This window comes from Actinomadura rugatobispora (genome assembly GCF_042656285.1).
Lineage (GTDB): Bacteria > Actinomycetota > Actinomycetes > Streptosporangiales > Streptosporangiaceae > Spirillospora > Spirillospora rugatobispora.
On record NZ_JBHSON010000032.1, the window covers coordinates 46,201 to 68,650 of the forward strand.

Below are 22,450 nucleotides of genomic sequence, written 5' to 3' on the forward strand. Positions count from 1 at the left end.
CAGGCGTTGCGAGGTTCCGTCGTCCAACGTTCGCATCATCCCGACGCCGCCTTCAGGCGCGCGGCCATGCCCGCAGAGAAGATCCTTCAGCTCGTCGCCGTCTCCGGCCGCGGCCCCACTTTGAAGTCGAAACCATTTTATTAAATTGACCAGCGCATTGACGGTGACAGGCGCTCCTGCCATGCTTAACGCGCCCAAACCAACGTATGGTTGCTTGAAGGGATCGTCGTGAGCCAGACCAGGAGCAAAATCGCGCTCGCCACCCTGATCGCACTCGTCGCGACGGGTTGCAGCGGCCAGAGCGAAGGCGACGCCGGCGGCGGCAAGCGCCCGTCCACGGTGAAGATCGCCATGCTGGCCGACCTCACAGGTGGGGCGTCCTTCTGCGGCAAGGCCGCCCGGACGGGCGCCGAGACCGCCGTCAAGAAGATCAACAACGACGGGCTCGCGGGTCCCGGCACCAAGCTCGCGCTCACGGTCAAGGACACGGCGACCAACCCGCGCCAGGCGGCGTCGGCGATGAGCCGGATAGCGGGTGATGACGCGGTCGCGGTCACCTTCGGCTGCGCCAGCCAGGTGGCCCTCGCCGTGGCGCCGGTGGCGCAGCAGTCGAAGATCCCGTTCGTCGCGATGCAGTCCGGGGCTCCAGGTGTGCTCGAGGCGGGAGACTACGTCTTCCGCTCGACGGCGCCGCAGTCGAGCTACCAGAAGCTGGTCGTGGACAAGCTCGTCCCCCGGGGCGTGAAGTCGGCCGCGATCGTGTACCAGAGCGACAACGCCACACTGGTGACGATGGGCGAGAAGATCTACCCCTCGCTCCTGGCGAACGCGGGCATCTCGGTCATCGCACGGGAGAAGTTCCAGGGTGCCGGGTTCGACTTCGCGGCCTTGGCGTCGAGGGTCGCGGGCCGGTCGCCCGACGCGGTGATCATGCTCGGCCAGGGCACGCCCAACGTCACGGTGATCACCCAGCTGCGCCAGGCCGGCTTCCGCGGCACCGTCGTCGGCTCGCAGAGCTTCGAGGGCGGCGTTCTCGCGCCGCTCGGCGGGCTCGCCGACGGCGCGCTGTGGGCGTCGGACTTCAACACCGCCGGGAAGTCGCCGTCCACCCGGGCCTTCGTCGACTACTACCGTTCGGTCAACCGCGCCGAGCCGTCGACCTTCGCGGCCCAGGCATGGGACTCGATGATGCTGCTCGCCGCCGGAGTCAAAGCGGCGCCGAAGGTGGACCGGGCGGGAGTGCGCACCGGGCTGCAGACCGCCGCGGGCGCCGGGGTCGAGGGCGCCGTCGGACGGATCCGGTTCGAGGGCCGCGACGCGCGGGTGCCCGGCCTGGTGATCACCTGGCGGAACGGGCGCGAGCAGCTCGCGGACGCCGCGAACGGGTCCTGACATGCTGCTCTCCCAAGTGGTCAACGCCGTCGTGCTCGGGGGCATCTACCTGCTCTTCTCCGCGGGGCTGACCCTGTCGTGGGGCGTCCTGGACATCCTCAACCTGGCCCACGGTTCGATCTTCATGTTCGGCGCGTTCAGCGCCTACGTCCTGATCCGCGACAGCGGGATGGTGCTCGCGCTGCCGGTGCTGGCACTTTTCGCGGCGGCGGTGGGCGCGCTGCTGTCCGCCGTCCTGCAGCTCCTCGTCTTCGGGCCGCTGAGACGCCGCGCGGACTCGCGCGGGCAGGCCGAGCTCGGCGTGCTGATCGCCAGCATCGGGGCCAGCCTGATCCCGGTCGCCGTCGCGCTGAACCTGGCCGACGCCGAGGTGGTGAACCTGCCCGGGGACGTCGCCCGCACCGCGGTGCACACTCTGGGCCCGATCAGGATCACGACGCTGCAGATCGGAATCGTCGTCCTCGCGGTGCTCCTCGCGGGCGCCCTGGCCTGGTGGATCGCGCGGACGAGATCCGGCCGGGCGCTCCGGACGATCGCCTTCGATCCCCCGACGGCCGACCTGCTGGGGATCCCCGTCGAGCGGCTGTCGCTTCTCACGATGGCGATCAGCGGGGCGCTGGCCGGCGGCGGCGGGCTGCTGCTCGCGGCCAACGCCAACGCCATCGAGCCGCACATGGGCGACGGGCTGCTGCTCAAGGCATTCGCCGTGATCGTCCTCGGCGGGGTGGGGAGCATCGCCGGGGCGGCGGTCGGGGCGTTCGTCCTGGCGTTCGCCGAGACGTTCGCCGTCGCCTACGTGTCCGGCGACGCCCGCGACATCATCGCGTTCGCCCTCATCCTGCTCGTCCTGGTCCTGCGCCCAGAGGGCCTGGTCTCACGCACCGCCTGGCAGCGTGCCTGATGGACGAGACGCTGCTGATGACCGGACTGATCTACTACATCGTGGGCCTGGCGTTCCAGGTGGTGCTGCGCAGCGGGGTGTTCTCCCTGGCCGCGGCCGGATTCTGGGGCATCGGCGCCTACACGACCGCGCTGACCGTCCAGGACCTCGGCTGGCCCGTCGCCGTCCTGCTCGCCCTGCTCCTGGCCGCCGTGCTGGCCCTGGTCCTGGCCGTGGCGCTGGGCCGGCTGCGCGGACTGTACCTGGGCATGGCCACCATCGCGTTCGACCTGCTCGTGGTGTCCCTGGCGTTCGGATGGGACTCACTCACCGGCGGTGCGCTCGGGCTCTACGGGATCCCGCGCGCCACCACCCCATGGCTGATCGGTGCTTTCGCCGGGCTCGCGACACTGGCCGTCGCCCTCGTGCAGTCATGGGCCGGCGGCCGCTTCGTCGACGCGCTCCGCACAGACGAACCGCTCGCCCGATCACTCGGCATCGAAACCGGGCGGCTGCGGGTCTCGATGAGCGTGCTCAGCGCCGTCCTCGGGGCCCTGGCGGGCGCGCTCATCCCGCTGACCTTCGGCATTCTGGGCCCCGGTGACAGCGGCTTCTCGCTGGTCGTGCTGGGCCTGACCATCGTGGTGATCGGCGGATCCGGGTCCTGGGTCGGGCCCGCCGTCGGCGCGCTGGTCGTGACGGTGCTGCCCGAGCTGCTGCGCTTCGTGGAGGAGTGGCGCGACGTCGTCTACGGCGCCCTGGTCATCCTCATGGCGCTGTTCGCCCCGTCCGGACTGATCGGGATGGCAGGGCGGTGGCGGACCAGGGGCCGGCGCCCGGGGAACGCTCCGGCATCGACTTCGGAAGGTGTGGCATGACGGCGCTGCGATGCGAGGACGTCGCCGTGCACTTCGGCGGGGTCAAGGCCGTCGACGGCGTCGAGTTCACCGTCCGGGCGGGAAGTCTCTGCGGGCTCGTCGGCCCGAACGGCTCCGGCAAGACCACGCTGCTCAACGCGATCTCCGGCCTCGTCCCGCTGACCCGCGGCCGGATCACCGCCGGCGGCGAGGCCGTCTCCGGCCGCGCGGTCCCGCACATCGCCAGGTCGGGGATCCGCCGCACCTACCAGGCGATCCGGCTGGTCCCCGGACTGACCGTGCTGCAGAACGTGATGCTCGGTGCCGACGACGGGCGCCGGTTGCTCGACGGGCTCGTCCGCCCGCGGCGAGCGGCGCGGGCCGACCGCGAGTCCCGGGACCGCGCCCGGGAGGCGCTGGCCCGGGTCGGCCTGACGGGGCTGGAGAAGAGCCTGCCCGGCGCACTGCCCTACGGCCACCAGCGCCGGGTGGAGATCGCGCGGGCGCTGGCCGCCCGGCCGCGCCTGCTCCTGCTCGACGAGCCCGTCGCGGGGATGTCGCCCGTCGAGCGCACCGAGATCGGTGATCTTCTCACGAGCCTCCGCGACGACGGGATGACCCAGCTCCTCGTCGAGCACGACCTGGAGATGGTCACCCGTCTCACCGACCACCTCGTGGTGGTGGACTTCGGCCGCGTCATCGCTGACGGCGACCCCGCCACCACGGTTCGCGACGACCGAGTGAGGGAGGCCTACCTTGGCCGACGACACGATCCGGCTGCAGATCACGGAGCTGGTGGTGCGCTACGGGGGCGTGACGGCGGTTGACGGGATCGGCCTGACCGCACGATCCGGCCGCGTGCACGTGGTGCTCGGCTCGAACGGCGCCGGCAAGAGTTCGGCGATGCTCGCGACGTGCGGCAGCGTGCGCCCGGCGGGCGGGCGCGTGCTGCTCGACGGGAAGGACGTCACGGGACGCCCGGCCTGGCGCATCGCCCGGGCGGGGATGGTCCTGGTGCCGGAGGGGCGCCGGATCGTGGCACCGCTGTCGGTCGAGGAGAACCTGCTGCTGGGCGGGTACCCGAACCGCTCGGCCGCGCACCGCGCCCGCACCCTGGCCGAGGTCTACGAGATGTTCCCGGTGCTCGCGACCCGCCGGAGCTCCCCTGGCGGCCTGCTCAGCGGCGGAGAGCAGCAGATGCTGGCGTTCGGCCGGGCCCTGATGGCCGACCCGCGCGTCATCCTCCTCGACGAGCCGTCCATGGGTCTGGCCCCGATCATGGTGGACACCGTGATGGACGCGGTGCGCCGGATCGCCGACCGGGGCATCGCGGTGGCGATGGTGGAGCAGAACGCGACGGCGCTGGAGATCGCCGACGAGGCGTCCGTCCTGGAGCGGAGCCGGGTGGTCTTGTCCGGTCCCGCCGCGGACCTCAAAGCCGACCCCCGGCTCGAGCGGGCCTTCCTCGGCCTGTCGGGGCGCGGCCGGGACGACGCGTGACCGGCAGGATGGCCCCGCCGCTCGGCGTCCCGGCACGGGTGGAGCCGCGCGCGTCGGCGATCGACGGCCGGCACGACGCGGACTTCCCGAGCCTGTCGCGCCGAATGCGGTCCTGAAGGTCGGAGGACAAGCGCCGGTCAGTGCCCGTGGTGTTCCCGGAGGCCCGCGCGGCCTCCCGGCCGGCCGGTACCACGACCTGCGCAACCCGGGCGGCGCGCGCCCCTGGCCTGCGGATGGACGGCCGCGCCGGCCCGGATCCGCCGGCTCGCCCGCCACCACCGCCCGGGCCGGTCGCATCACCCGAGGGCAACCGAATGTAAGGTTGGGCGCGTGGTGAACAGGAGGCGAGCCCCGCGTACGGACACCGCCCCGCCGTTCCGGGCGGACGACGGGCGCTGGCAGGAACTGCTGGAGATATCCGCCCGCATCTTCGCACGCAAGGGGTACCGGTCAACGACGCTGCAGGACATCGCCGACGAGTTCGGCGTGCTCAAGGGCAGTCTCTACCACTACATCCGCAGCAAGGACGACCTGCTGTTCGAGGTCATCAAGTCGGTGTTCGGCGACGGGCTGCAGAACCTGCGGACGCTCGCCGAAGCGGATCTCGATCCCGTCGAGCGACTGCGTGAGGCCGTGCGGGGCCACGTCCTGCACCTGGTCGACAACCTGGACGAGACCACCGTCCTGCTCCACGAGTTCGACCAGCTCTCCGACGCTCGGCAGACCAAGCTGGCGATCCGCGAATACCAAACGATCTTCGCGCACCTGATCGCCGAGGCGAAATCCGACCCCCGGGTCAAGCCCGACATCGATCCCGAGCTCACCGCGCTCGCGGTGCTCGGCACGGCCAACTGGATCTATCGCTGGTTCCGGCCGGACGGCAGGCACACGGCGGTCGAGATCGCCGATTTCTACGCGGAGTTCCTGGTCGACGGGATGCTGGTCTGCAACGAGCACCCGCCGCCCGCAGCGCACGGCGTCCGCCGCTGAACGTCCGCCGTCAACCGATCCGCATTCTTCCGGTCCGAGCCGCGGCGGCCCGGACCTGAGCCCCGGCGCAACGCGCTCATGACCTTTGGGGACACCACGTGACGCCTCTGGCCAGAGCGCCCAAACTACCGTATGGTTGTTATCGTGGGATGATCTACCTGGGCGAAGGCGTTGACGGTGCGTACGGACGCCCCGCCAGCCCTCCCCCTCGCCGTCCACACCGCTGACACACCCGACCGAGAGGGGACCGCCTCCGTGCGTGCCGCAGTCGCCACCAAGTTCTCCCAGGACGCCTCCGCATCCGCGGTGGAGGTCGTCGACCTCGACGAGCCGACGCCCGCGACCGGGCAGGTGCTCGTCACGGTGAAGGCCGCCTCGTTGAACCACCACGACCTGTGGAGCCTGCGCGGGGTCGGAGTACGTGAGGACCGGTTGCCGATGATCCTCGGTTCGGACGTCGCCGGCGTCACCGACGATGGCCGGGAGGTGATCGTGCACGCGCTCGTGGCCGACCCCGCTCGGGGCGGTGGCGATGAGCTGCTCGATCCGCGGCGGGGCATGCTCGCCGACGCCCTGCGGGGCGGGCTGGCGGAGCGAGTCGCGGTGCCCGAGCGCAACCTCGTCGACAAGCCCGCATCACTGAGCTTCGAGGAGGCGGCCTGCCTGCCCACCGCCTGGCTGACCGCCTACCGCATGCTGTTCGTCCGGGGCGCCGGGCGTCCGGGACGGACAGTGCTGGTGCAGGGGGCGAGCGGAGGCGTCGCGACCGCCGCGATCGCTCTCGCCCGGGCCTCGGGGTTGCGGGTATGGGTCACCGGCCGTACCCCCGAGAAGCTCGAGAAGGCCCGTGCCCTCGGCGCCGACGCCGGCTTCGCCACCGGCGCGCGCCTCCCGGAGCGGGTCGATCTCGTCGTCGACACCGTCGGCGAGGCGACCTGGGAGCACTCCCTGCGCTCGGTGCGGCCGGGCGGTACCGTCGTGGTCGCCGGAGCGACGGCAGGCGCCTCCGTCACCACCGACCTCTTCAAGGTGTTCCTGCAGCACATCACCATCCACGGCTCCTCCATGGGCAGGCGCGAGGAACTCGTCGACCTCCTCGCCCTTTGCGACGCCCGAGGCGTCCGGCCGCACATCGACTCGGTGTTCCCGCTGGAGCAGGCACCCGCCGCGTTCACGAGACTGACGTCGGGCAGCACGTTCGGCAAGATCGTCGTCGTGCCCTGACAGCCGCTGGTCTCCGCCGACGCGCTTCGAGAACGGCGGACAGGCGGATGTCGAGGGACGGCAACCGCGATCAGTGCGGCCCTTGCGACTCGGTCGCCTGTACTTCGCGGCAGCCCCCTCCCCCGGCGTCAGTTCCCGATCGTTCAGAGGGCGCCTGGCCCGCGAGCGAGCCTGCGCGCCGGCCGAACCCGACGCCCAGCCGACCTGGTACTGGCAAGACCATGGCGGGTGACCCGGCCAGTCTCATCGCAAGCCCGCGGGCCCAGATCCCCGAGCGGCACAGGGGGGGCCTGGCGGAACCGTTGCGCCGCCACGGTATGCCCAGACGCCGAGGGCGCGATGATGACCGAGTTCGCGGCGAACGTCGCCCGCCGGGGTTCCGGCGCTGCTGGACGTCGAACCCGCCATCCACACCGCCGCTTCGATAGCGTCGACGCGGTCGCCCGCGCCTCCGGCGTCGGGAAGCAGTCGATCTACCTGCGCCGGCGGAGGAGCCGCTGGCCGACGTTCTGGAGGCCCGGGCAGCGACGATCGCCGACGCGGGATCTTTGCGCGGGGACCTCGTCCGGCTCGCCCGCCAGATCATGGACCTCTACCTCGGGGACCGGCATGAGGCCGTGCTGCGCCTGGATGTGGAGGCGCGGCGCATTCCGGAGATCCGGCGGCACTGGGAACAGCTGAGAGAGTCGCAGGTGCCGGCCGCGCGAGCCATGGTGCGGCGGGGCATGGGGTGAGGTGCCGAAGGACACCTCGGTCACGCTCCTGTCCGACGCCCGCTGCGGAGGCGTCGTGACGATCCCCCAGGCACTCGAGCCCAGAATGCGGGCGCCTACGCCGAGGAGTCGGTGGACTTCCTCCTCACCCCGCCCCGCGAGGAAACCTGAGCCGAGCGTTCGGTGCACGCGAGCATTCCGCCGACCAGCAGGTCTGCATACTGGTCCGCGACCTCCTCCGGCGCCCGGACGCCAGGGCGGTACCAGCGGTGCACCCAGTTCGCCGCGCCGAGCACCGCGAGGGCGGCGAGCTTGGGGTCGACCTCCGGCTTGACCCGTGCGTCGGCCTTCGCATCGGCGATCAGGTCGGCAATGATCGTCTGGTACTCGCGGATCGGCAGAGCGGCGCGGTGCTCGTCGGAGAGCTGGTCGAACTCGTGCAGGAGCACCGTGGTCTCCGCCAGGTTGTCGATCAGGTAGAGCACGTGCCCGCGCACCACGGCGCGCAACCGGTCGAGGGGATCGAGGTCCGCTTCGGCGAGACCGCCGAGGCTGCCCAGCCCCTGGACGAAGACGGAGCGGATGACCTCGAAGAGAAGATCGTCCTTGCTGCGTATGTAGTGGTAGAGGCTGCCCTTGAGCACGCCGAATTCGTCGGCGATGTCCTGAAGCCGGGTGGACTTGTAGCCCTTGCGGGCGAAGATGCACGCGGCGATCTCAAGCAGTTCGGGCCAGCGTCCGCCGTCCGCCCGGAAGGGCGGGGCAGTGTCCGTGCGTGGAGTCCGCCTCCTGTTCACCACGTGCCCCGCCTCAGTATCGTCGCGCATCGCCGAGGTCTCCACACCGTGTAGATTACCCAACGATTGGTTGGGCGCCTGCCAGGAGCGGAGGAGGACACCCATGAAATCGGTCGACGGCCTGCACCCGTTCGCCGCATTGCTGCGCCGCCATGTCTTCGCATGGCGGGCCATCACCGACCGGCTCGCCGCCAAGCCCGCGTGAAGGTCAGGGGCAGAGGCCCGGGTGTCCCCCCGGGTGCGCCGACCAGGTGGGCGGCGTGCCGAAGCCGCGATCGGCGCGCCTGTCCACCAGTTCGGCGTCGAGACCGCCGATGTCTCCGAAGTCGGGTGTCAGGTCTGACCCGCGTGGTGGCCGCCGAGGGCCGCCACCCCTCCCCCTCCGTCGATCCGGGTCAGGGCGACACGGCGCCGTGAGGGACATCGCGATACTCCCTTCTCAAGGGGCACGGGGCATGCGGCAGACACGATCCGGTCAGGGGCTCCTGCGTCGCCGCCCGCGTCCGGAGCCACTCGCGCTCCATTCCGTTGCCCAGACCGGTGCCGCCCCGCCGTCGAGCGTGATGAGCGCAACGACGTGGGGCCGTTTGTCCCCGTACGCCAGGGCCTGCCCGACCAGTGGACGCTCCTTCAGCAGGTTCTCGATCATCGAGCGGGCGACGTTCTCGCCACCCGCGGTGATGATGATCTCCTTCTTGCGGTCGACGATCTTCAGGAAGCCGTCCGGGTCCAGTTCGCCGATGTCGCCGGTGTGCAGCCATCCGTCGGCGTCGATCAGGCCGGCGGTTAAGGTAGCCGTTCACCCGACCACCGGCCGTGGAGACGGACCAGCACACCGCGTGGCCGCTCGTCGGGCACCAGGAGCCTCACCGTGGCCGCGTGCCCGCCCGGCGCCGGCACGCATCCCCGCGAGTGCGGCGGTGAGCCCGCGAGCCTCCTGCGGAGTCATCTCATGGATCGGCTTCGTTCCGCTCTGAGCCGGCTCGGTCAACAGTGCGGTGGTCGCTTCGTCAGGGCCATGGGCCGCCTTTCGATCACGGGGCCGAGGGGAAGGCATGAATGGTGCGAGCAGGGCGGAACAGCCGCCCGCCAACGCCCAAGGGTCGGCCTCGTGGTGCGGTCATAGGGAGCGCGGCCGGGTCCCGGCGGTGGGGGGCGGCTGACCGGTACGGCGCACGCGGAGCGCCTCATCACTGGGGTGCCCGGGCGGCGCGCCCGGAGACCGAGGACGAGCGGTCAGTCGTAGATGATGACGCCGCGGATGTTGCGGCCCGCGTCCATGTCCGCGAATCCCTGGTTGATCTCTTCCAGGGCGTAGGTGCGGGTGAGGAGTTCGTCGAGACGCAGATCGCCCCGCTTGTACAGTCCGAGCAGCTTGGGCACATCCACCCGGGCGTTGCAGGTGCCGTAGAGGGAGCCCTGCAACCGCTTGCCGGACATCACGAAGTCGAGCAGGTTCAGATCGATGTGCTCCTGAAGCGCGGGCGCCGCCGAGGTGACCACGAGCGTGCCGCCTTTGCGGGTGAGCACCCCGCAGGGGCCGACGAGGTTCCCGTACCCCACCCCGGCGGTGAGGATGACCCGGTCGGCCATGACGCCTTTGGTCAAGGTGCGGACGAGTTCCGTGGCCTCGTCGAAGTCCTTCGCGGAGTGGGTGGCTCCGAGCCGCTCGGCGGTCTCTCGCTTGAACGGCACCGGGTCCACCGCCACGATCACACTGGCCCCGGCCAGGCGAGCACCCTGCACCGCGTTGACCCCGACACCGCCGGTACCCACGACCACGACGGTGTCCCCGACCTCGGTCCCGGCGGCGTGCACCGCCGAGCCCCACCCGGTCGGGACGCCGCAGCCGATCAGCGCCGCCTTCTCCAGCGGGATGTCCCTGTCGATCTTGATCACGGCCGTGCGCGGCGCGACCACGTAGGGGGCGAAGGTACCCAGGAAGGACATGGCGCCCACCGGCTTGCCCCGCGCGTGGATCCGGTTGGTGCCATCGGGCGCCTTGCCCCCGAGCACGCCCGCACCCACATCGCACAGGCTGCACATCCCGGCCGAGCACCAGCGGCAGGTGCCGCACGAGGGCAGGAAGGTCGTGACCACGTGGTCGCCGACCTCCAGCCCGTGGACCTCGGAGCCGACCTCCTGGATCACCCCCGCGCCCTCATGACCGCCCAGGACCGGAGCCCAGGGCAGCGGGATGTCGCCGGTGTCGAGGTGGGCATCGGAATGACACAGACCCGAGGCCGCGAGTTTGATCAAGACCTCCTCCGGCTTCGGCGGATCGAGCTCGATCTCCTCCACGGTCCATCCCGACCGGGTCCCGGGCTCCCACAGCAGAGCCCCCTTGGTCTTCAGCGCCATCGTCGACTCCTCACCGAACGTGACCATCTTGGTCTCGAAGTAGCCCGCGATCCCTCGGGGCCGCCCTCACGCCCCATCCCGGGCTGACTGAACCCACCGAAGGGCTGGGTGACGCACATCGAGGCGTCGTTCACGAAGATCTGACCCGTCCGGACCTCCCGGACCACGCGCTCGGCCACCCCGGGATCGCGGGTGTAGACCGCGCCCGACGTGTGGTGGACCTCCGTGGCCCCTCGAACGCTCTGCGGGCCGCCGCGACGGCCGCGTCGATGTCGGCGGTCGTGGGAGCGGGGACCTGCGCGACGACCTCTTCGGTGCTGGGGGACACGACGTCGATCCGACCGTCGCCACGTGGAGCGGCCCACTCCCCTCCAAGGTGGAAACGGTTGAGTCTCCGAATCACGGGTTCCAGTGAGCTCGCCGTCACGGATACGCTCCTCTGCGCCGTCTATGTACGTCGATATGCCTCGCAACGGGACGTTGTTACCGATGCTATGAGAGCTGACTCACAGAACAGTTGGATTTGCGCGTCCGATATCTTGCCTTTCCGGGCATGGCCGCACCGGCGCGGCAGGCACGCACGTACCGCGGGTGGCGGTCCCGGTCCCCTGGTTCGGCACCGGGCACGCTCGGCGTCGGCCTGAACTCCGCTCGGAACAGTGCGCCCGGCCCCCGTTCGATGCTCACCGGGCTCGGCGCGACCTCCTCTGCGCCGAGCGGCGGCCGCTCGCGTGGCACGAGACCCACGTCCGCCATGAAGTCCCCGTGCTCGATCACGCCGTAGGGCCGGGCGGTGCCGTAGACGGTCAGGGCACGTGGTGGAAGGATCGTGCGTCCGTCCTGCTGATCGATGGTGGCGCGTCCGCTGTGCTGGACAAGAATTCGATCACGCCGGAGCGCGCCTGCCGGCAGCCGTACCCGCTCTGCAACCGACACGATCCGCATGAGGGGATGTCGTCCACCGCGCTCGCACCGATCGCGGCGCCTCCCGATCGGCGTTGATCTCCAGGGGCGCGACCAGGCGCCCGACGAGCTCCCGCCACCGGTCGCGGTCGGAGCGGACGCCGCTGACGGCCGCCATGGTCAACCCACGGTCGTGACAGCCGGTCCCGAACTTCCGGCGGTCCCCAGTTCCTCCATCAACCGGTCTCTGAGCCGGAACTTCTGGATCTTCGTGGCGGACATCGGCCACTCTTCGATGAAGCGCACATGCCGGGGCACCTTGTATTTGGCCAGGCCCTGGCCGCAGAACTCGATGACCGCTTCCTCGGTCAGGCTCGCCCCCGTGCGCACCTCCACGAAGGCCGCCGGCACCTCGTCGTACTTCGGATCCGGCACACCGACGACCGAAGCGACCTGGATGTCGGGGTGCGTGGTCAGATATGCCTCCACCTCCAGGCAGCCCACGTTCTCCCCGCCGACCTTCAGCATGTCCTTCGTCCGTCCGCGGAAGGTCAGATTGCCGTTGTGATCGATGGAGGCGAGGTCGCCGGTGTTGAACCAGCCTTCGCCGTCAATGCTCGCGGCGGTCTTCTCGGGGTCGTTGTGATAGCCCTGGAAGAGGTTGAACCCGCGTACGTGAATCACACCCACGTCCCCTGGCGGGACTTCCCGGTCGGTGAGCGGGTCGCGGACCTGGGCCTCGACACCGGTGAACGGCTTGCCCGAGGTGATCCGTTCCTCCAGCGGGTCGTCAAGGCGGCCCATGATGGCGACACCGCCCAACTCCGTGGAGCCGTAGCAGCTGACATGGGTGGTGTGGGGCAGCTTCTCCTGGAAGACGCGCAGCTGGTCAGGCGGGCCGACCGTGAGCATGGCGCGTACCCGGCGGAAGGTGTCCGGAGTGTAGCGGGGGTGGTTGAGCAGCGGGCCGGTCAGCGTGGGATAGGCCGGGTAGAGGAGGGTGACCTTCTCCCGCTCGATCATGTCCAGCGCCGCATCCGGCTCGAAGTGGGTCATCGACACCCATGCCGCGGCCGCGTTGAAGACTCCGATCATGGGCGCCTGCGCGCTCACGTGGAACATCGGCAGCGGATTCCACATCCGGTCGGCCTCGGTGACCTGGAAGACCTCCTCGCCGACCGCCTTCCCCAGGCGCACCACGGATTCATGTGTGAGCGGGCAGCCCTTGGGGGCCGTCGTGGTGCCCGACGTGTACATCATGATGTAAGGCATGTCCGGGGTCACCGACCTGGCGGCCGCCCGCACCGACTCGGCGTCGACGTCACGGCCGAGGGCCAGGAACGACTCGCGGGTCAGGAAACCGCGCGCCGAGCGCGTTCCGAGCACGACGGCGCACCGCAACTGAGGCGCGCCGTCGAGCCGTGGCGTACGGCCCGCTTCACCCGCCGCGAGTCCGGCGAACGCCTGATGGAGCCGACCCACGTAATCGACGTGCTCGTCCACCGCATCCGTGGTGAACAGCACCTTCATCCCCGAGTCCGGAACCACGCGCGCGATCTCCCGTGGCGCCAGCCGCGCGTTGATCGGCACGAACAGCGCGCCGACCATGGCGGTACCGAGCATCGTGTGGACGAAGTCCAGGCCGTTGGGCATCAGGGTGCCGACCGCGTCACCCCGCCCGATCCCGAGCGCGGTGAGCGCGCGGGCCACCATGGTGGCCGACTCCTCAAGCCCGCGATAGTCCTGCCGAGCTTCCGGGAATATCAAGCTGTCGTTGTCCGGGTGCTCCCGTGCCGCTCGCTCGATGAGCCCCGGAACCGTCAGAACGGTGTCCTGCATGATCACGTCTCCCGCTCAAACCTTGTCGAGTCGCCCGCTCAGGCCGACAAGAGGACCTCTGCGTCGCCCTCCACGACGACGCGCCCCTCCGCCTCCAGGGTGACCTCGCACCGGACCTTCTCCCCCGCCGCGCCACGTTCCCGTCCGGTGACCCGCCCGTGTGCGCGGACGCTCTGCCCTGCGACGACGCTTCCACTCAGCCGCACGTACAGCCGGATCAGCCGTCCATCGGGAAACGCGGTCCGCACGAGATTCGCCAGCATCGCCATCGTCGACGGCCCCTGGTTGACCTGGCGCTGTGCGATGCCCAGCCGCGGCGCGACCTCCGGATCGAAGTGCAGCGGATTCGGGTCGGCCAGCAGCAGGGCCAGGACCTTCATCTTCTCCGCGTCGACCTCGGCAAGCACCCAGTCCGGCAGCTCTTCGGTCTCTGGAGTCATCCACCCTCTCCTCGCCTCGGCAAGGCGTAGACGTTGCGGACCACCGCATCCGTGCCGCCCCCCGGCCGAACGAGTTCGAACCGCGCGGTGAGCAGGTCGAACTCCCCCATCGTCCTCCCCGACTTGCGCACCACCGATTCGACCGTGCCGGTCACCCGGTACTCCAGCTCGGCCTCGAACTCGCCCGGGAACTCCAGAGTCGACTCGGTGAGCATCGGTCCGTCGGACATCTCCGTCCCCCACATCCGGAACAGCTCGGCGACGCTCACCCCCAGTCCACGCTGGGCCGCGACGAATGCCATCACCGGGTGCGGCGCCTCCTCCGGCGTCGAATAGAGCGCATCGTGCCCCAGCCAGTTCTCGTAGTCGGCGAGGCGCCACACACCGTCCGGGATCGTTTTCCCCACAAGGTGCGCCAGGGGATGCGCGGCGGCGGGAGCGCTCATGAGAACGACCGGGGCAGGCCGAGGCCCTCGGCAATGCCATTACGGGCCATCTCGTTCGTGACCGGCCCGATCCGGAACAGGCGGACATCCCGCCAGTAGCGCTGCATGTCCGTCTCCGCCGAGTACCCCATGCCGCCGAGGATCTGCAGGCCGAGATCCGCCGCCTGCCCGCCGAGCTCGGAGGCCACCACCTTGGCCATGTTCGCCTCCTGCCCGCAGTCCCGGCCCAGCGACTGCAGCCAGGCAGCACGGTTGACCATCAGTTCGGCCTGGTCACGCCACATGGCTATGTCGGCGATGTGGTGCTGCAACGCCTGGAACCGGCCGATCGGGCCTCCGAAGGCCTCACGTTCCATCACATAGCGCAGCGCGTCCTCCAGGACGCCGTCCATGATCCCGACGCAGAAGGAAGAGAGCATGATCCGTTCGTTGTTCAGCGTCGGCAGCAGCATGTACCAGGCTTTGTTCTCCTCCCCCAGCAGGTTCTCCTCCGGGATGAAGACGTCGTCGAGATACACGTCGCACGAGCCCAGGGCCCGCATGCCGACCTTGGGGATCTCCCGGATCGTCACGCCCTCGCTCTTCGCGGGAAGGATGAAGAGCGAAACGCCCTGGTGACGTTTCGCGGTGTACTCGTCGGTCCGGGCCAGCAGCAGAATGTAGTCGGCGACGTGAGACATCGAACTCCACGTCTTCTGTCCGTTGACCACCCAGCCGCCCTCGACCTTCTTCGCACGGGTGCGCATCCCGCCGAGCAGGTCCGTCCCACCGCCGGGCTCGGTGAACCCGATCGCCCATTTCTCTCGCCCCTCGGCGATGGCGGTGAGATGCGTGCGCTTCTGCTCATCGGTGCCATAGATGCCGACGGACTTGCCACCGGCGAACGAGGTGATCCCCCAGACCCAGGTCAGACCGGCCAGCGACCGGGCCAGCCCCCTCGCCAGGATCATCTGCGTCAGGATGTCACCCCCCTGGCCTCCATACTCCTCCGGCAGCCCGATGCCGTGGAAGCCCGCCTGGGTGAACTTGTCCCACAGGGCGTGAGGGAAATTGTGCTCGTCCTTCTCCAACTCCCGCGCCCACTCCTTGGGGACCTCCTGGTCGACCCACTCGTCCACGGTCTTGCGAAAGAGCTGTTGCTGCTCACTGAGCTCGAAGTCCACTGCCAACGCCTCTCATCCGATCGCGCTCCGGTCCTGCCGGCTCGGAGTCTACCCGCCCAGACAACCGTTTGGTAGGGCAGATCGCTCGCCCTGCTCGGCACATGGCAGGTGAAACGTCTCCCACGCCGGACTCTCCAGTGCGCCTTCGGGCCGATTGCACGAAGAAAACGCTGGTCAAGAAGGAGACGGCCGCCGTTGGACGCCGCTACCCGGCGGTGAGCCGCGCTGAGGCGGCCGACACCACCGGGACCGGAACCCGCCCCTCTCACGGCACGACGGCGACCTTGCCGGAGGTTCGCTCGAGTGCACCGAATCGACCCGCGGGTGGAGGGACCGGGCGGACCAGGTCCGGCGCGCCAGTTCGCCCGGGACCCGGCCCATCGCCGAGCCACAGATCGCCCGGTGCCGCACGAACACCCGGGCCTGGTCGGCCTTCATCGCCGGGGTGACTTCCAGCGGCGACGGACACGGCGCCACGCTCGATCCGGATGCCGTACCCGGGAAAGTTGCCGGGAGCGGCGGAAGGAACACGGCGTCTGCAACTGATCCGGCACCACCAGGCCCGCGATACGGCTCGGCTCCCTCGTGGCCGGTGGCCGAGTGTGGCCCCTCGCATACGAACGGTCCCCTACAGGAGGTGCTCATCGTACGCTGGCATTCCGCGTTCAGATGATCGCTGTCCGTCGCTCGGCACCACCTGCCGTGAACGTGCGGTCCTGTGGCTGGTCATCGCTCCCCCTGTGCGTGAGGTCGTCACGAGCCGAGGAGCCTGGTAGTGCAGCAGATGTCCAAGGGCGCCAACATCGACCTGTCCGGCCTGACCACGGCTTCAGGACCGTTCACCGTGGCGTTGAGCTGGACCGATCCTTCCGGTGAGGGCGAGGCCGATGTGTCGGTGCTGCTGGTCGGCGCCGACGGCAGGGTCGGCAGCGACGCCGACTTCGTCTTCTACAACCAGCCGGCGACCCTCGATGAGTCGGTGCGGCTGCTGGGCAAGACGCCTACTGCCACCGGCAGTGAGGATCGCATCCTGGTCGACCTGACCAGTGTGCGGCCCGAGGTGCAGCGCGTGGTCATCGCCGCAAGCCGCTACGCCGCAGCGACCTTCGGCGGCCTCGACGATCTGCGCCTGGCCGTCTCCGACAGCACCGGAGAAGCGCTGCTGGCCTTCGATATCAAGGACGCCGACGCCGAGACCGCATTCATCTTCGGGGAGTTGTACCGCCGGGGCGAGCGCTGGAAGTTCCGGGCGATCGGCCAGGGCTACGGGTCCGGCCTGGCCGGCCTGGCCGGCGACTTCGGCATCAACGTCGACGACAGCGACGAGGAAGACGCACCCCAGGCACAGCCCCGGCCACCCGCCACACCCGACACCGACCAGCCTCAGCCCCCGACTCCTACGGCAGAAGCGGCCGCGCCCATCCCTCAAGCGCCGGTCACGGTCGAGCAGCGCCCCCAGCGGGTGCGGACGACCAAGAAAAGGAAGACCACCGTCCCCAAGGCCGCCAAAGTCAACCTGGCCGAGCACCCTTCCTGGCAGCACGCCCGTCTGTTCCCGGTCACCGGGCTGCGCAACGATCAGGAACGCGAGGCGCGCGCCACCGCAACGCTGCTGGCGGTGATGGCACAGGTGCCCGAGTTCGGCCGCCGTCTCACCGCCCGCTTCAACGCTCCCGCCGGGACGATCCAAACCTTCGCCGAAGCCTCCTTCAAGCACGGCGATGGCAAGGTACGGCCCGACGGCGTGCTGCGCGTGGCACGGGCCGGCCGGATCTGGACCGCGCTGATCGAGACCAAGACCGGTGGCAACCCCCTCAAGGCCGACCAGGTCGAGGCGTATCTGGAGGTGGCGGCCCGGCACGGCTACGAGACCGTGATCACCCTGTCCAACGACCTGGCCCTGGACAACGAGCACCCGCTCAAGGTCGACAAGAAGCTGCTGCGCAAGGTGTCCCTACGCCACCTGTCGTGGGCCGAGGTCGCCCACGAGGCCGAGATGCTCTGCCTCCACGACGGCGTCGCCAACCCCGTCCACGCCTGGCTGCTGAGCGAACTGCTGTACTACCTGCGCCAGGACAACGCCGGCTGTCAGGGCTTCCGCGACATGGGCGCCGCCTGGGTCCCGGTCCGCAACGCCGTCACCTCCAACACCCTACGGCTGGGTGACCGGCGCGCCCTGCACGTGGCCGAGAGCTGGGAGAAGCTGATCCGCCAGCTGTGCCTGCGCCTCAGCGGGCAGACCGGCCTGGCCATCGCCCCGGTCCTGCGCAAACGACGCGATGGAGACGCCTCGGTCCGCCGTCTGCAGACCGTCACCTCCCTGGTGGAGAACGGGAGGATGAGCGCCGAGATTCGCATCCCCAACGCCGGCGGCCCCGTCCTGTTGGAAGCCGACCTGCGCACCGGTCATATCGAGACCACCGTCGAGATCCCCGCGGCTGAACGCGCCCGCTCCCTCACCCGCGTCCAGTGGCTGCTACGTCAGCTGAACGACGCCCCACCCGAGCTCCGCGTCGAAGCCCTCACCCCTGGTCACAGAACCGGCCCCTGCGACCTGCTGAAGAACCTCATCGCCGAACCAGGCCTGCTCGTCCCCGAAGACGCCGAACAGATCGATTCCTTCCGGTTGACTCTCGCAACCGGCATGGGCACCAAGCGCGGCATCGAAGAGACCGGCTTCGTCCGCAGCGTCGACACCGCCATGGACCGCTTCCACCAAGAGATTCTCCACGTCATCAAACTTGAGACCACGACTGCCGATCCCAAACCAGCCGGCTGATCTCTTCGCCCGACCCGCAGGACGCCACTGGCGGCCCGCGGTCGTGAACACCTCGACCAGTTCCTTCTTCTGGGTGTCCACGCTGATGACCGGCTGCCCCGCCCTCTGGTGGTCGTTGACCTGCTCGTTGAGGTAACGGAACTGAGCGTCCCGGTCCGGGTTCTGCTTGCCCTCCAAGGTCTTGACGCTGCTCTGGAGACTGAACCCCTCTTCCCGCAGCAGGTCAACGACCCTGTCCGCGCAGACCTGGTGGCCTTGGTCGGTCAATGCCCTGGCCAACGACAGCGTCGTCCAGCGAAGCGGCGACATCGGGTCCCCGCGCATGTCCAGTTCCACCCGGGCCGGCAACGCCGGTCGCGGCCCCGGGTCGATCTCGACCAAGCCCGATGGCACGCGCGGCGGTCTCGAGGCTGATCGTGGTGGGAAGGGCGAGAAGCTCCTCCTGGCTCATCTGCTTCATGGCTCAGACCCCCTTCCTTAGGCTGTTGAACCATCTCGCCCTCTGCCCGAGGCCGTGGGTGCCGTTTCGCCGGCGATGTTGCGGGACGGCGGTGCACCGGCCGCCAGCGGCAGGCCCGCGCCGCGGACATGGTCGATCGCGCTTCGCGCTTGGTTGACCGCTTCGCCACAGACGAGCGTGAAGGATGCAGCGGCTGAAGGCGCCGAGCGACTCCTCGAGATTCGCGCCAGGGTCATGGACGAGGCGCCCGTCCGCGTGCTGGCACGCCAGGAAGCGCTCGATTTGCGTAGGGTTGATCAAGGCCGGAGGCGGCTGCCGAGACGGCGTCCAACACCGGGTGGACGGTCGCCACCGGTGAAGCCGCCTGGTTCACCGACGGCCCGGTTCAGCGACCGGACGGCTCTTTTCAGTTCGTGGGCGATTGCTCGGTCTCGAAATCCTTTTGGGTGTTACTACCGCTGTTGGCTCGGTCGTTGGTCATGAGTGCGCTCCTTGAGGTGCAGGCCCTCCTTCGCTGGTCCGCAGGGACCTTGAGGAGCCATCGTCACGATTCGCCTCGACGCAGCCGTCACCCGGCGACATCGGCATAGACCGCACGGACGAGCGGCGCGAACGGGTGCTGGCTGTGGTGGCGTTCGTCGAAGAACTCGTTGTGGCAGATCATGACGGCGAGTTCCGCGTCCAGGTCGGCGAAGCCGAGAGCTCCCCCGGCTCCGGGGTGCCAAAGGACGCGGCCGCCTCCGAACCCCAGGACCTCGCGGTAGGCGGGAACCGATCCGCCCACCATGAGTCCGCCGGCCCCGATCACCGCTCGCGGACCGGCGATCGATCCGGCTTCGAAGGTACACGCCCGACGATCGAGGAACGTCGCAATGCGGTCGGCGGCCAGCAGACGCGTTCCGGCGAGCTCACCGCCCTGGGCGTACGCGGCCCACAATCGCGCAGCCTCTCGTGCGGTCACCCACGCACCGCTCGGGTCGATCCGATCCCGGTACTCGGGGGTATTGATCTCGTGATCCGCCGTGACCGTGAACGTCATCGGCTCGCCGCTGAGAATGTCGCCCCGCATGACGGCGAGGCGATGCTCCACACCGCCGGGAAGCCGGTGCCACACCCCCGAGACGCCAAGGGGCTCGTGGACCTCGTCGCGCACGAGATCTTCGAACGACCGGCCCGCCGGGTCCACCCGGCGGGCGATCTCTCCGACGACGTAGCCCCACGTTCGTGCGTGATAAGTGCTGCGCTGGGCCGGATCGTCGCTCGGCGCTGAGCGCGCCAACCGGTCCGCCATCCACTCCCAGTCACCCAAGAGCTCAGGAGTGGCGTCGCCGGGGAGCCCGGCCAGACCGACGCGATGCGTAAGGGCGTCGCGAACCGTGAACGAATCCTTGCCCTGCGCGCCGAACTCCGGCCAGATCGACGCGATGGTCTGGTCGTAGTCGATCAGGCCGCGCTCGACCTGCACATGGAGCGCGGTGGCCGTCGACACCTTGCCCGCGGACGCGACCCAGAAGATCGTGTCGGAGTCGACCTTTCGCCCGCCCACCGACATCTCACCGACACTGACATCGAGGACCAGTTCACCGCGGTGATACACGGCGACCTGCAAACCCACCTCGCCGCTGGAGAGCGCCTCGTCGATCGCGCTTCGCACTGCACTGCCCATCGTGGGCTCCATCCTGTTCATCGTCGCGGTCACGTGGCTGTATTCGTCGTAGCACTACTGGGTCGAGGTGGATCGGGATCGGACCAGGGTGGCCGACGCGACTTCAACGAGTCCGGCGCCGCAGAGGCCATCAGCACCGCCGGTTCCCGTAGCAGCGTCGTCGCTGCGTTCTCAGCGCCGCTCCTTGGTCCTCAGGGACGCGGAAGTCCCGCGACCGAGCACCGTTCGATGCACCCGAAATTGTGGGTCACCGGTCTGCTCTCCAGAACGTGATCTGTAACGTAGATCACTACCCTAGGATGACACAAGCCTTCCAGGTCGTTCACCCCTGGGCCGTGTGTCATGGCCGGGCGATCTGCTTGACAGAACAAAGTCTGTTGAACAGAATCAATGCTGCTTAGCCCGAGGACCTCGTGGCGCAAGCTCGCCGCGGCCCATCGGTTGCGGGTTCAGTCGATGGACGGCAAGGCGAAAGGCTGCGGACATGACCTTCCCCGGGGACTCCGGCACCCATGTGTCCCCCCACGCGGACGCCGACGTGCTCATCGTGGGGTTCGGCCCCGTGGGCCAGACACTGGCCGGCCTCCTTGGGACGTCCGGACATCGCGTCATCGTGTGCGAACGACGACAGGGCCGCTATGAGACCCCCCGCGCGGGCCACTTCGATCACGAGATCATGCGCATCTTCCAGTCCCTGCACATCGCCCACCAGGTCGAACGCATCGCCGACCCGGCGCGGCTGTATGAGTTCCTCGACCCCGGCGGAGAGGTGCTCGCGCGCCTGCCGCGCGAGTGGGACGCTCCGTCCGGATGGGACGCGTCATACCACTTCTACCAGCCGGAACTCGAGGAGATCCTGGATGCGGCCATCCGCGAGATTCCCACGGTGGACGTGCGTTTCGGTGCAGCGGTGGTCGATCTCCGCCAGGAGACCGACCACGTGGCAGCGACCCTGGAGGACGGTGCGGTCGTCACCGCGCGTTACGTCGTCGGCGCGGACGGCGCCAACAGCACGGTCCGCCGCCTTTGCGAGATCCGCACCGAGGACCTCGGCTTCCGGGGCGACTGGCTGGTCGTCGACGTCCGCCCGCGGCCGGGCGCCCGCCCACTGGACATCCCGCACACGGGCCAGGTTCTGAACCCGGCCAGGCCGAACCACATGGGCCGTGTCGCGCAGCGCTACTTCCGCTGGGAGTTCATGCTCGTCGACGGCGACGACCCCGCCGAGGTGGTGACGGCGCAGCACGTCTGGAAGCTGCTCGAACGGTGGATCGGTCCGGACGAGGGAGAGCTGATCCGCCAGACCGTCTACCAGTTCAGGTCCGTCGTGGCCGACACGTTCCGCGCCGGATCGGTACTGCTGGCCGGTGATGCCGCGCATGTCATGCCGCCCTTCCTCGGGCAGGGCATGAGTTCCGGCATCCGCGATGCCGCGGCCCTCGCGTGGATGTTCGATCTCGTGCTGAGCGGTTCCGCGGCCCCGCGGCTACTCGACCTGTACACGGCCTCCCGGCGGCCGCAGGTCACGGCCTACATCGAGGAGTCGGTGCGGATCGGGACGGTCGTCTGCGAGACGGACCCCGTCCGCGCGGCGGAGCGTCGCAAGTCCCTGCAGTCGGCCACCGAGCTCCCGCCCCCGTTCGAGCCGCCCGTCGGGGCGGGTTTCATCGCCGGGCAGGCGCTGGCGGGGCGCCTGGGCGTCCAGCCGCTCCTGCACACGGACGACGGTACGATCAAGCGGGCTGACGACGTCTTGGGGACTGGGTTCACCCTGTTCAGCCTCGTGGATCTCGACGAGGCAACGAGGGCCCTGGCCGCCGGGCTGGAAGACGCGATCGGGCTGCGGACGGCGGTCGTCGGCACCGTGCGGGGCCTTCAGGAGGAGGGCGAAGCGCTCAGCGGCTGGATGAAGGAGGCCGGCGTCGTGGCCGTGCTGGTCCGTCCGGACTTCTACGTCTACGGCACCGCGACCGAGGCCGATGAACTGCCCGACCTGCTCGCGTCTCTCCGTCCAGCGCTGTCACTGACCTGAGAATCCGC

Annotated in this window: 20 protein-coding genes and 2 pseudogenes; 10 read left to right on the forward strand and 12 right to left on the reverse strand. The window is 69.5% G+C overall.

Going from position 1 to position 22,450, the window contains the following annotated elements; genetic code table 11:
- Window positions 1-228 precede the first annotated feature (228 nt).
- The 8 genes from ACFPZN_RS22875 (at window position 229) to ACFPZN_RS22910 (ending at window position 7,577) form a co-directional block, all read left to right on the forward strand.
- Window positions 229-1,392 carry an ABC transporter substrate-binding protein gene (locus ACFPZN_RS22875; protein WP_378284133.1) on the forward strand — a complete coding sequence of 388 codons (1,164 nt, stop codon included), beginning with the start codon at window positions 229-231 and terminating at the stop codon, window positions 1,390-1,392.
- A gap of 1 nt (window position 1,393) precedes the next feature.
- The gene (locus ACFPZN_RS22880; protein ID WP_378284135.1) at window positions 1,394-2,293 is read left to right on the forward strand and encodes a branched-chain amino acid ABC transporter permease; all 900 of its coding nucleotides are present in this window, start codon (window positions 1,394-1,396) and stop codon (window positions 2,291-2,293) included.
- Window positions 2,293-3,150 (forward strand): branched-chain amino acid ABC transporter permease, encoded by an 858-nt coding sequence (locus ACFPZN_RS22885; protein WP_378284136.1) that lies wholly within the window; start codon window positions 2,293-2,295, stop codon window positions 3,148-3,150. The genes ACFPZN_RS22880 and ACFPZN_RS22885 overlap by 1 nt, the downstream gene beginning before the upstream one ends.
- Window positions 3,147-3,956: an ABC transporter ATP-binding protein gene (locus ACFPZN_RS22890; protein ID WP_378284138.1), complete on the forward strand. Its 810-nt coding sequence runs from the start codon at window positions 3,147-3,149 to the stop codon at window positions 3,954-3,956. The genes ACFPZN_RS22885 and ACFPZN_RS22890 overlap by 4 nt, the downstream gene beginning before the upstream one ends.
- Entirely contained in the window at window positions 3,886-4,629 is a 744-nt protein-coding gene (locus ACFPZN_RS22895) for an ABC transporter ATP-binding protein (protein ID WP_378284139.1), read from the forward strand. Before ACFPZN_RS22890 ends, ACFPZN_RS22895 begins: the two co-directional genes overlap by 71 nt.
- 330 nt (window positions 4,630-4,959) lie before the next feature.
- A complete protein-coding gene (locus tag ACFPZN_RS22900) occupies window positions 4,960-5,619 on the forward strand; it encodes a TetR/AcrR family transcriptional regulator (protein ID WP_378284140.1) in 660 nt (219 codons plus the stop codon).
- A 255-nt stretch (window positions 5,620-5,874) separates the two neighbouring features.
- Complete coding sequence (locus ACFPZN_RS22905; protein ID WP_378284141.1) at window positions 5,875-6,843, forward strand: zinc-binding dehydrogenase; 969 nt, start codon at window positions 5,875-5,877, stop codon at window positions 6,841-6,843.
- 530 nt (window positions 6,844-7,373) lie between these two features.
- The gene (locus tag ACFPZN_RS22910; protein WP_378284186.1) at window positions 7,374-7,577 is read left to right on the forward strand and encodes a TetR/AcrR family transcriptional regulator C-terminal ligand-binding domain-containing protein; all 204 of its coding nucleotides are present in this window, start codon (window positions 7,374-7,376) and stop codon (window positions 7,575-7,577) included.
- Window positions 7,578-7,672: 95 nt separating this feature from the next.
- On the opposite strand, the gene ACFPZN_RS22915 is transcribed toward ACFPZN_RS22910, so the two are convergent.
- The 10 genes and pseudogenes from ACFPZN_RS22915 to ACFPZN_RS22960 all read right to left on the reverse strand — a co-directional run bounded on the left by ACFPZN_RS22915 (window position 7,673) and on the right by ACFPZN_RS22960 (window position 15,505).
- Window positions 7,673-8,398, reverse strand: coding sequence for a TetR/AcrR family transcriptional regulator (locus tag ACFPZN_RS22915; protein ID WP_378284142.1), 726 nt, complete (start codon window positions 8,396-8,398; stop codon window positions 7,673-7,675).
- Window positions 8,399-8,858: 460 nt separating this feature from the next.
- A pseudogene (locus tag ACFPZN_RS56785) lies at window positions 8,859-9,140 on the reverse strand (AMP-dependent synthetase/ligase); the annotation flags it as partial.
- 449 nt (window positions 9,141-9,589) lie between these two features.
- On the reverse strand, window positions 9,590-10,714 hold the full coding sequence (locus ACFPZN_RS22925) for an NDMA-dependent alcohol dehydrogenase (protein WP_378284144.1): 1,125 nt from the start codon (window positions 10,712-10,714) through the stop codon (window positions 9,590-9,592).
- On the reverse strand, window positions 10,705-10,893 hold the full coding sequence (locus ACFPZN_RS22930) for an aldehyde dehydrogenase family protein (RefSeq protein ID WP_378284145.1): 189 nt from the start codon (window positions 10,891-10,893) through the stop codon (window positions 10,705-10,707). Before ACFPZN_RS22930 ends, ACFPZN_RS22925 begins: the two co-directional genes overlap by 10 nt.
- Window positions 10,845-11,141 carry an aldehyde dehydrogenase family protein gene (locus ACFPZN_RS22935; protein ID WP_378284146.1) on the reverse strand — a complete coding sequence of 99 codons (297 nt, stop codon included), beginning with the start codon at window positions 11,139-11,141 and terminating at the stop codon, window positions 10,845-10,847. The genes ACFPZN_RS22930 and ACFPZN_RS22935 overlap by 49 nt, the downstream gene beginning before the upstream one ends.
- Before the next feature lie 65 nt (window positions 11,142-11,206).
- Window positions 11,207-11,659 (reverse strand): hypothetical protein, encoded by a 453-nt coding sequence (locus ACFPZN_RS22940; protein ID WP_378284147.1) that lies wholly within the window; start codon window positions 11,657-11,659, stop codon window positions 11,207-11,209.
- A 138-nt stretch (window positions 11,660-11,797) separates the two neighbouring features.
- A complete protein-coding gene (locus ACFPZN_RS22945; protein WP_378284187.1) occupies window positions 11,798-13,456 on the reverse strand; it encodes a class I adenylate-forming enzyme family protein in 1,659 nt (552 codons plus the stop codon).
- Between the two features lie 38 nt (window positions 13,457-13,494).
- Window positions 13,495-13,896 carry a MaoC family dehydratase gene (locus tag ACFPZN_RS22950; protein ID WP_378284148.1) on the reverse strand — a complete coding sequence of 134 codons (402 nt, stop codon included), beginning with the start codon at window positions 13,894-13,896 and terminating at the stop codon, window positions 13,495-13,497.
- Complete coding sequence (locus tag ACFPZN_RS22955) at window positions 13,893-14,342, reverse strand: hypothetical protein (RefSeq protein ID WP_378284149.1); 450 nt, start codon at window positions 14,340-14,342, stop codon at window positions 13,893-13,895. Before ACFPZN_RS22955 ends, ACFPZN_RS22950 begins: the two co-directional genes overlap by 4 nt.
- Window positions 14,339-15,505, reverse strand: a complete 1,167-nt coding sequence (locus ACFPZN_RS22960; RefSeq protein ID WP_378284150.1) for an acyl-CoA dehydrogenase family protein — start codon at window positions 15,503-15,505, stop codon at window positions 14,339-14,341. Before ACFPZN_RS22960 ends, ACFPZN_RS22955 begins: the two co-directional genes overlap by 4 nt.
- Before the next feature lie 784 nt (window positions 15,506-16,289).
- On the opposite strand from ACFPZN_RS22960, the gene ACFPZN_RS22965 reads away from it, so the two are divergent.
- On the forward strand, window positions 16,290-18,284 hold the full coding sequence (locus ACFPZN_RS22965) for a TerD family protein (protein WP_378284188.1): 1,995 nt from the start codon (window positions 16,290-16,292) through the stop codon (window positions 18,282-18,284).
- 9 nt (window positions 18,285-18,293) lie between these two features.
- Here ACFPZN_RS22965 and ACFPZN_RS22970 read toward each other — a convergent pair.
- Both ACFPZN_RS22970 and ACFPZN_RS22975 read right to left on the reverse strand, forming a co-directional pair.
- A pseudogene (locus ACFPZN_RS22970) lies at window positions 18,294-18,659 on the reverse strand (ISAzo13-like element transposase-related protein); the annotation flags it as partial.
- Between the two features lie 653 nt (window positions 18,660-19,312).
- The gene (locus ACFPZN_RS22975; RefSeq protein ID WP_378284151.1) at window positions 19,313-20,410 is read right to left on the reverse strand and encodes a serine hydrolase domain-containing protein; all 1,098 of its coding nucleotides are present in this window, start codon (window positions 20,408-20,410) and stop codon (window positions 19,313-19,315) included.
- Between the two features lie 484 nt (window positions 20,411-20,894).
- Here ACFPZN_RS22975 and mhpA point away from each other — a divergent pair, with 484 nt between their 5' ends.
- Window positions 20,895-22,442 carry a bifunctional 3-(3-hydroxy-phenyl)propionate/3-hydroxycinnamic acid hydroxylase MhpA gene (gene mhpA, locus ACFPZN_RS22980; protein WP_378284152.1) on the forward strand — a complete coding sequence of 516 codons (1,548 nt, stop codon included), beginning with the start codon at window positions 20,895-20,897 and terminating at the stop codon, window positions 22,440-22,442.
- Window positions 22,443-22,450 lie beyond the last annotated feature (8 nt).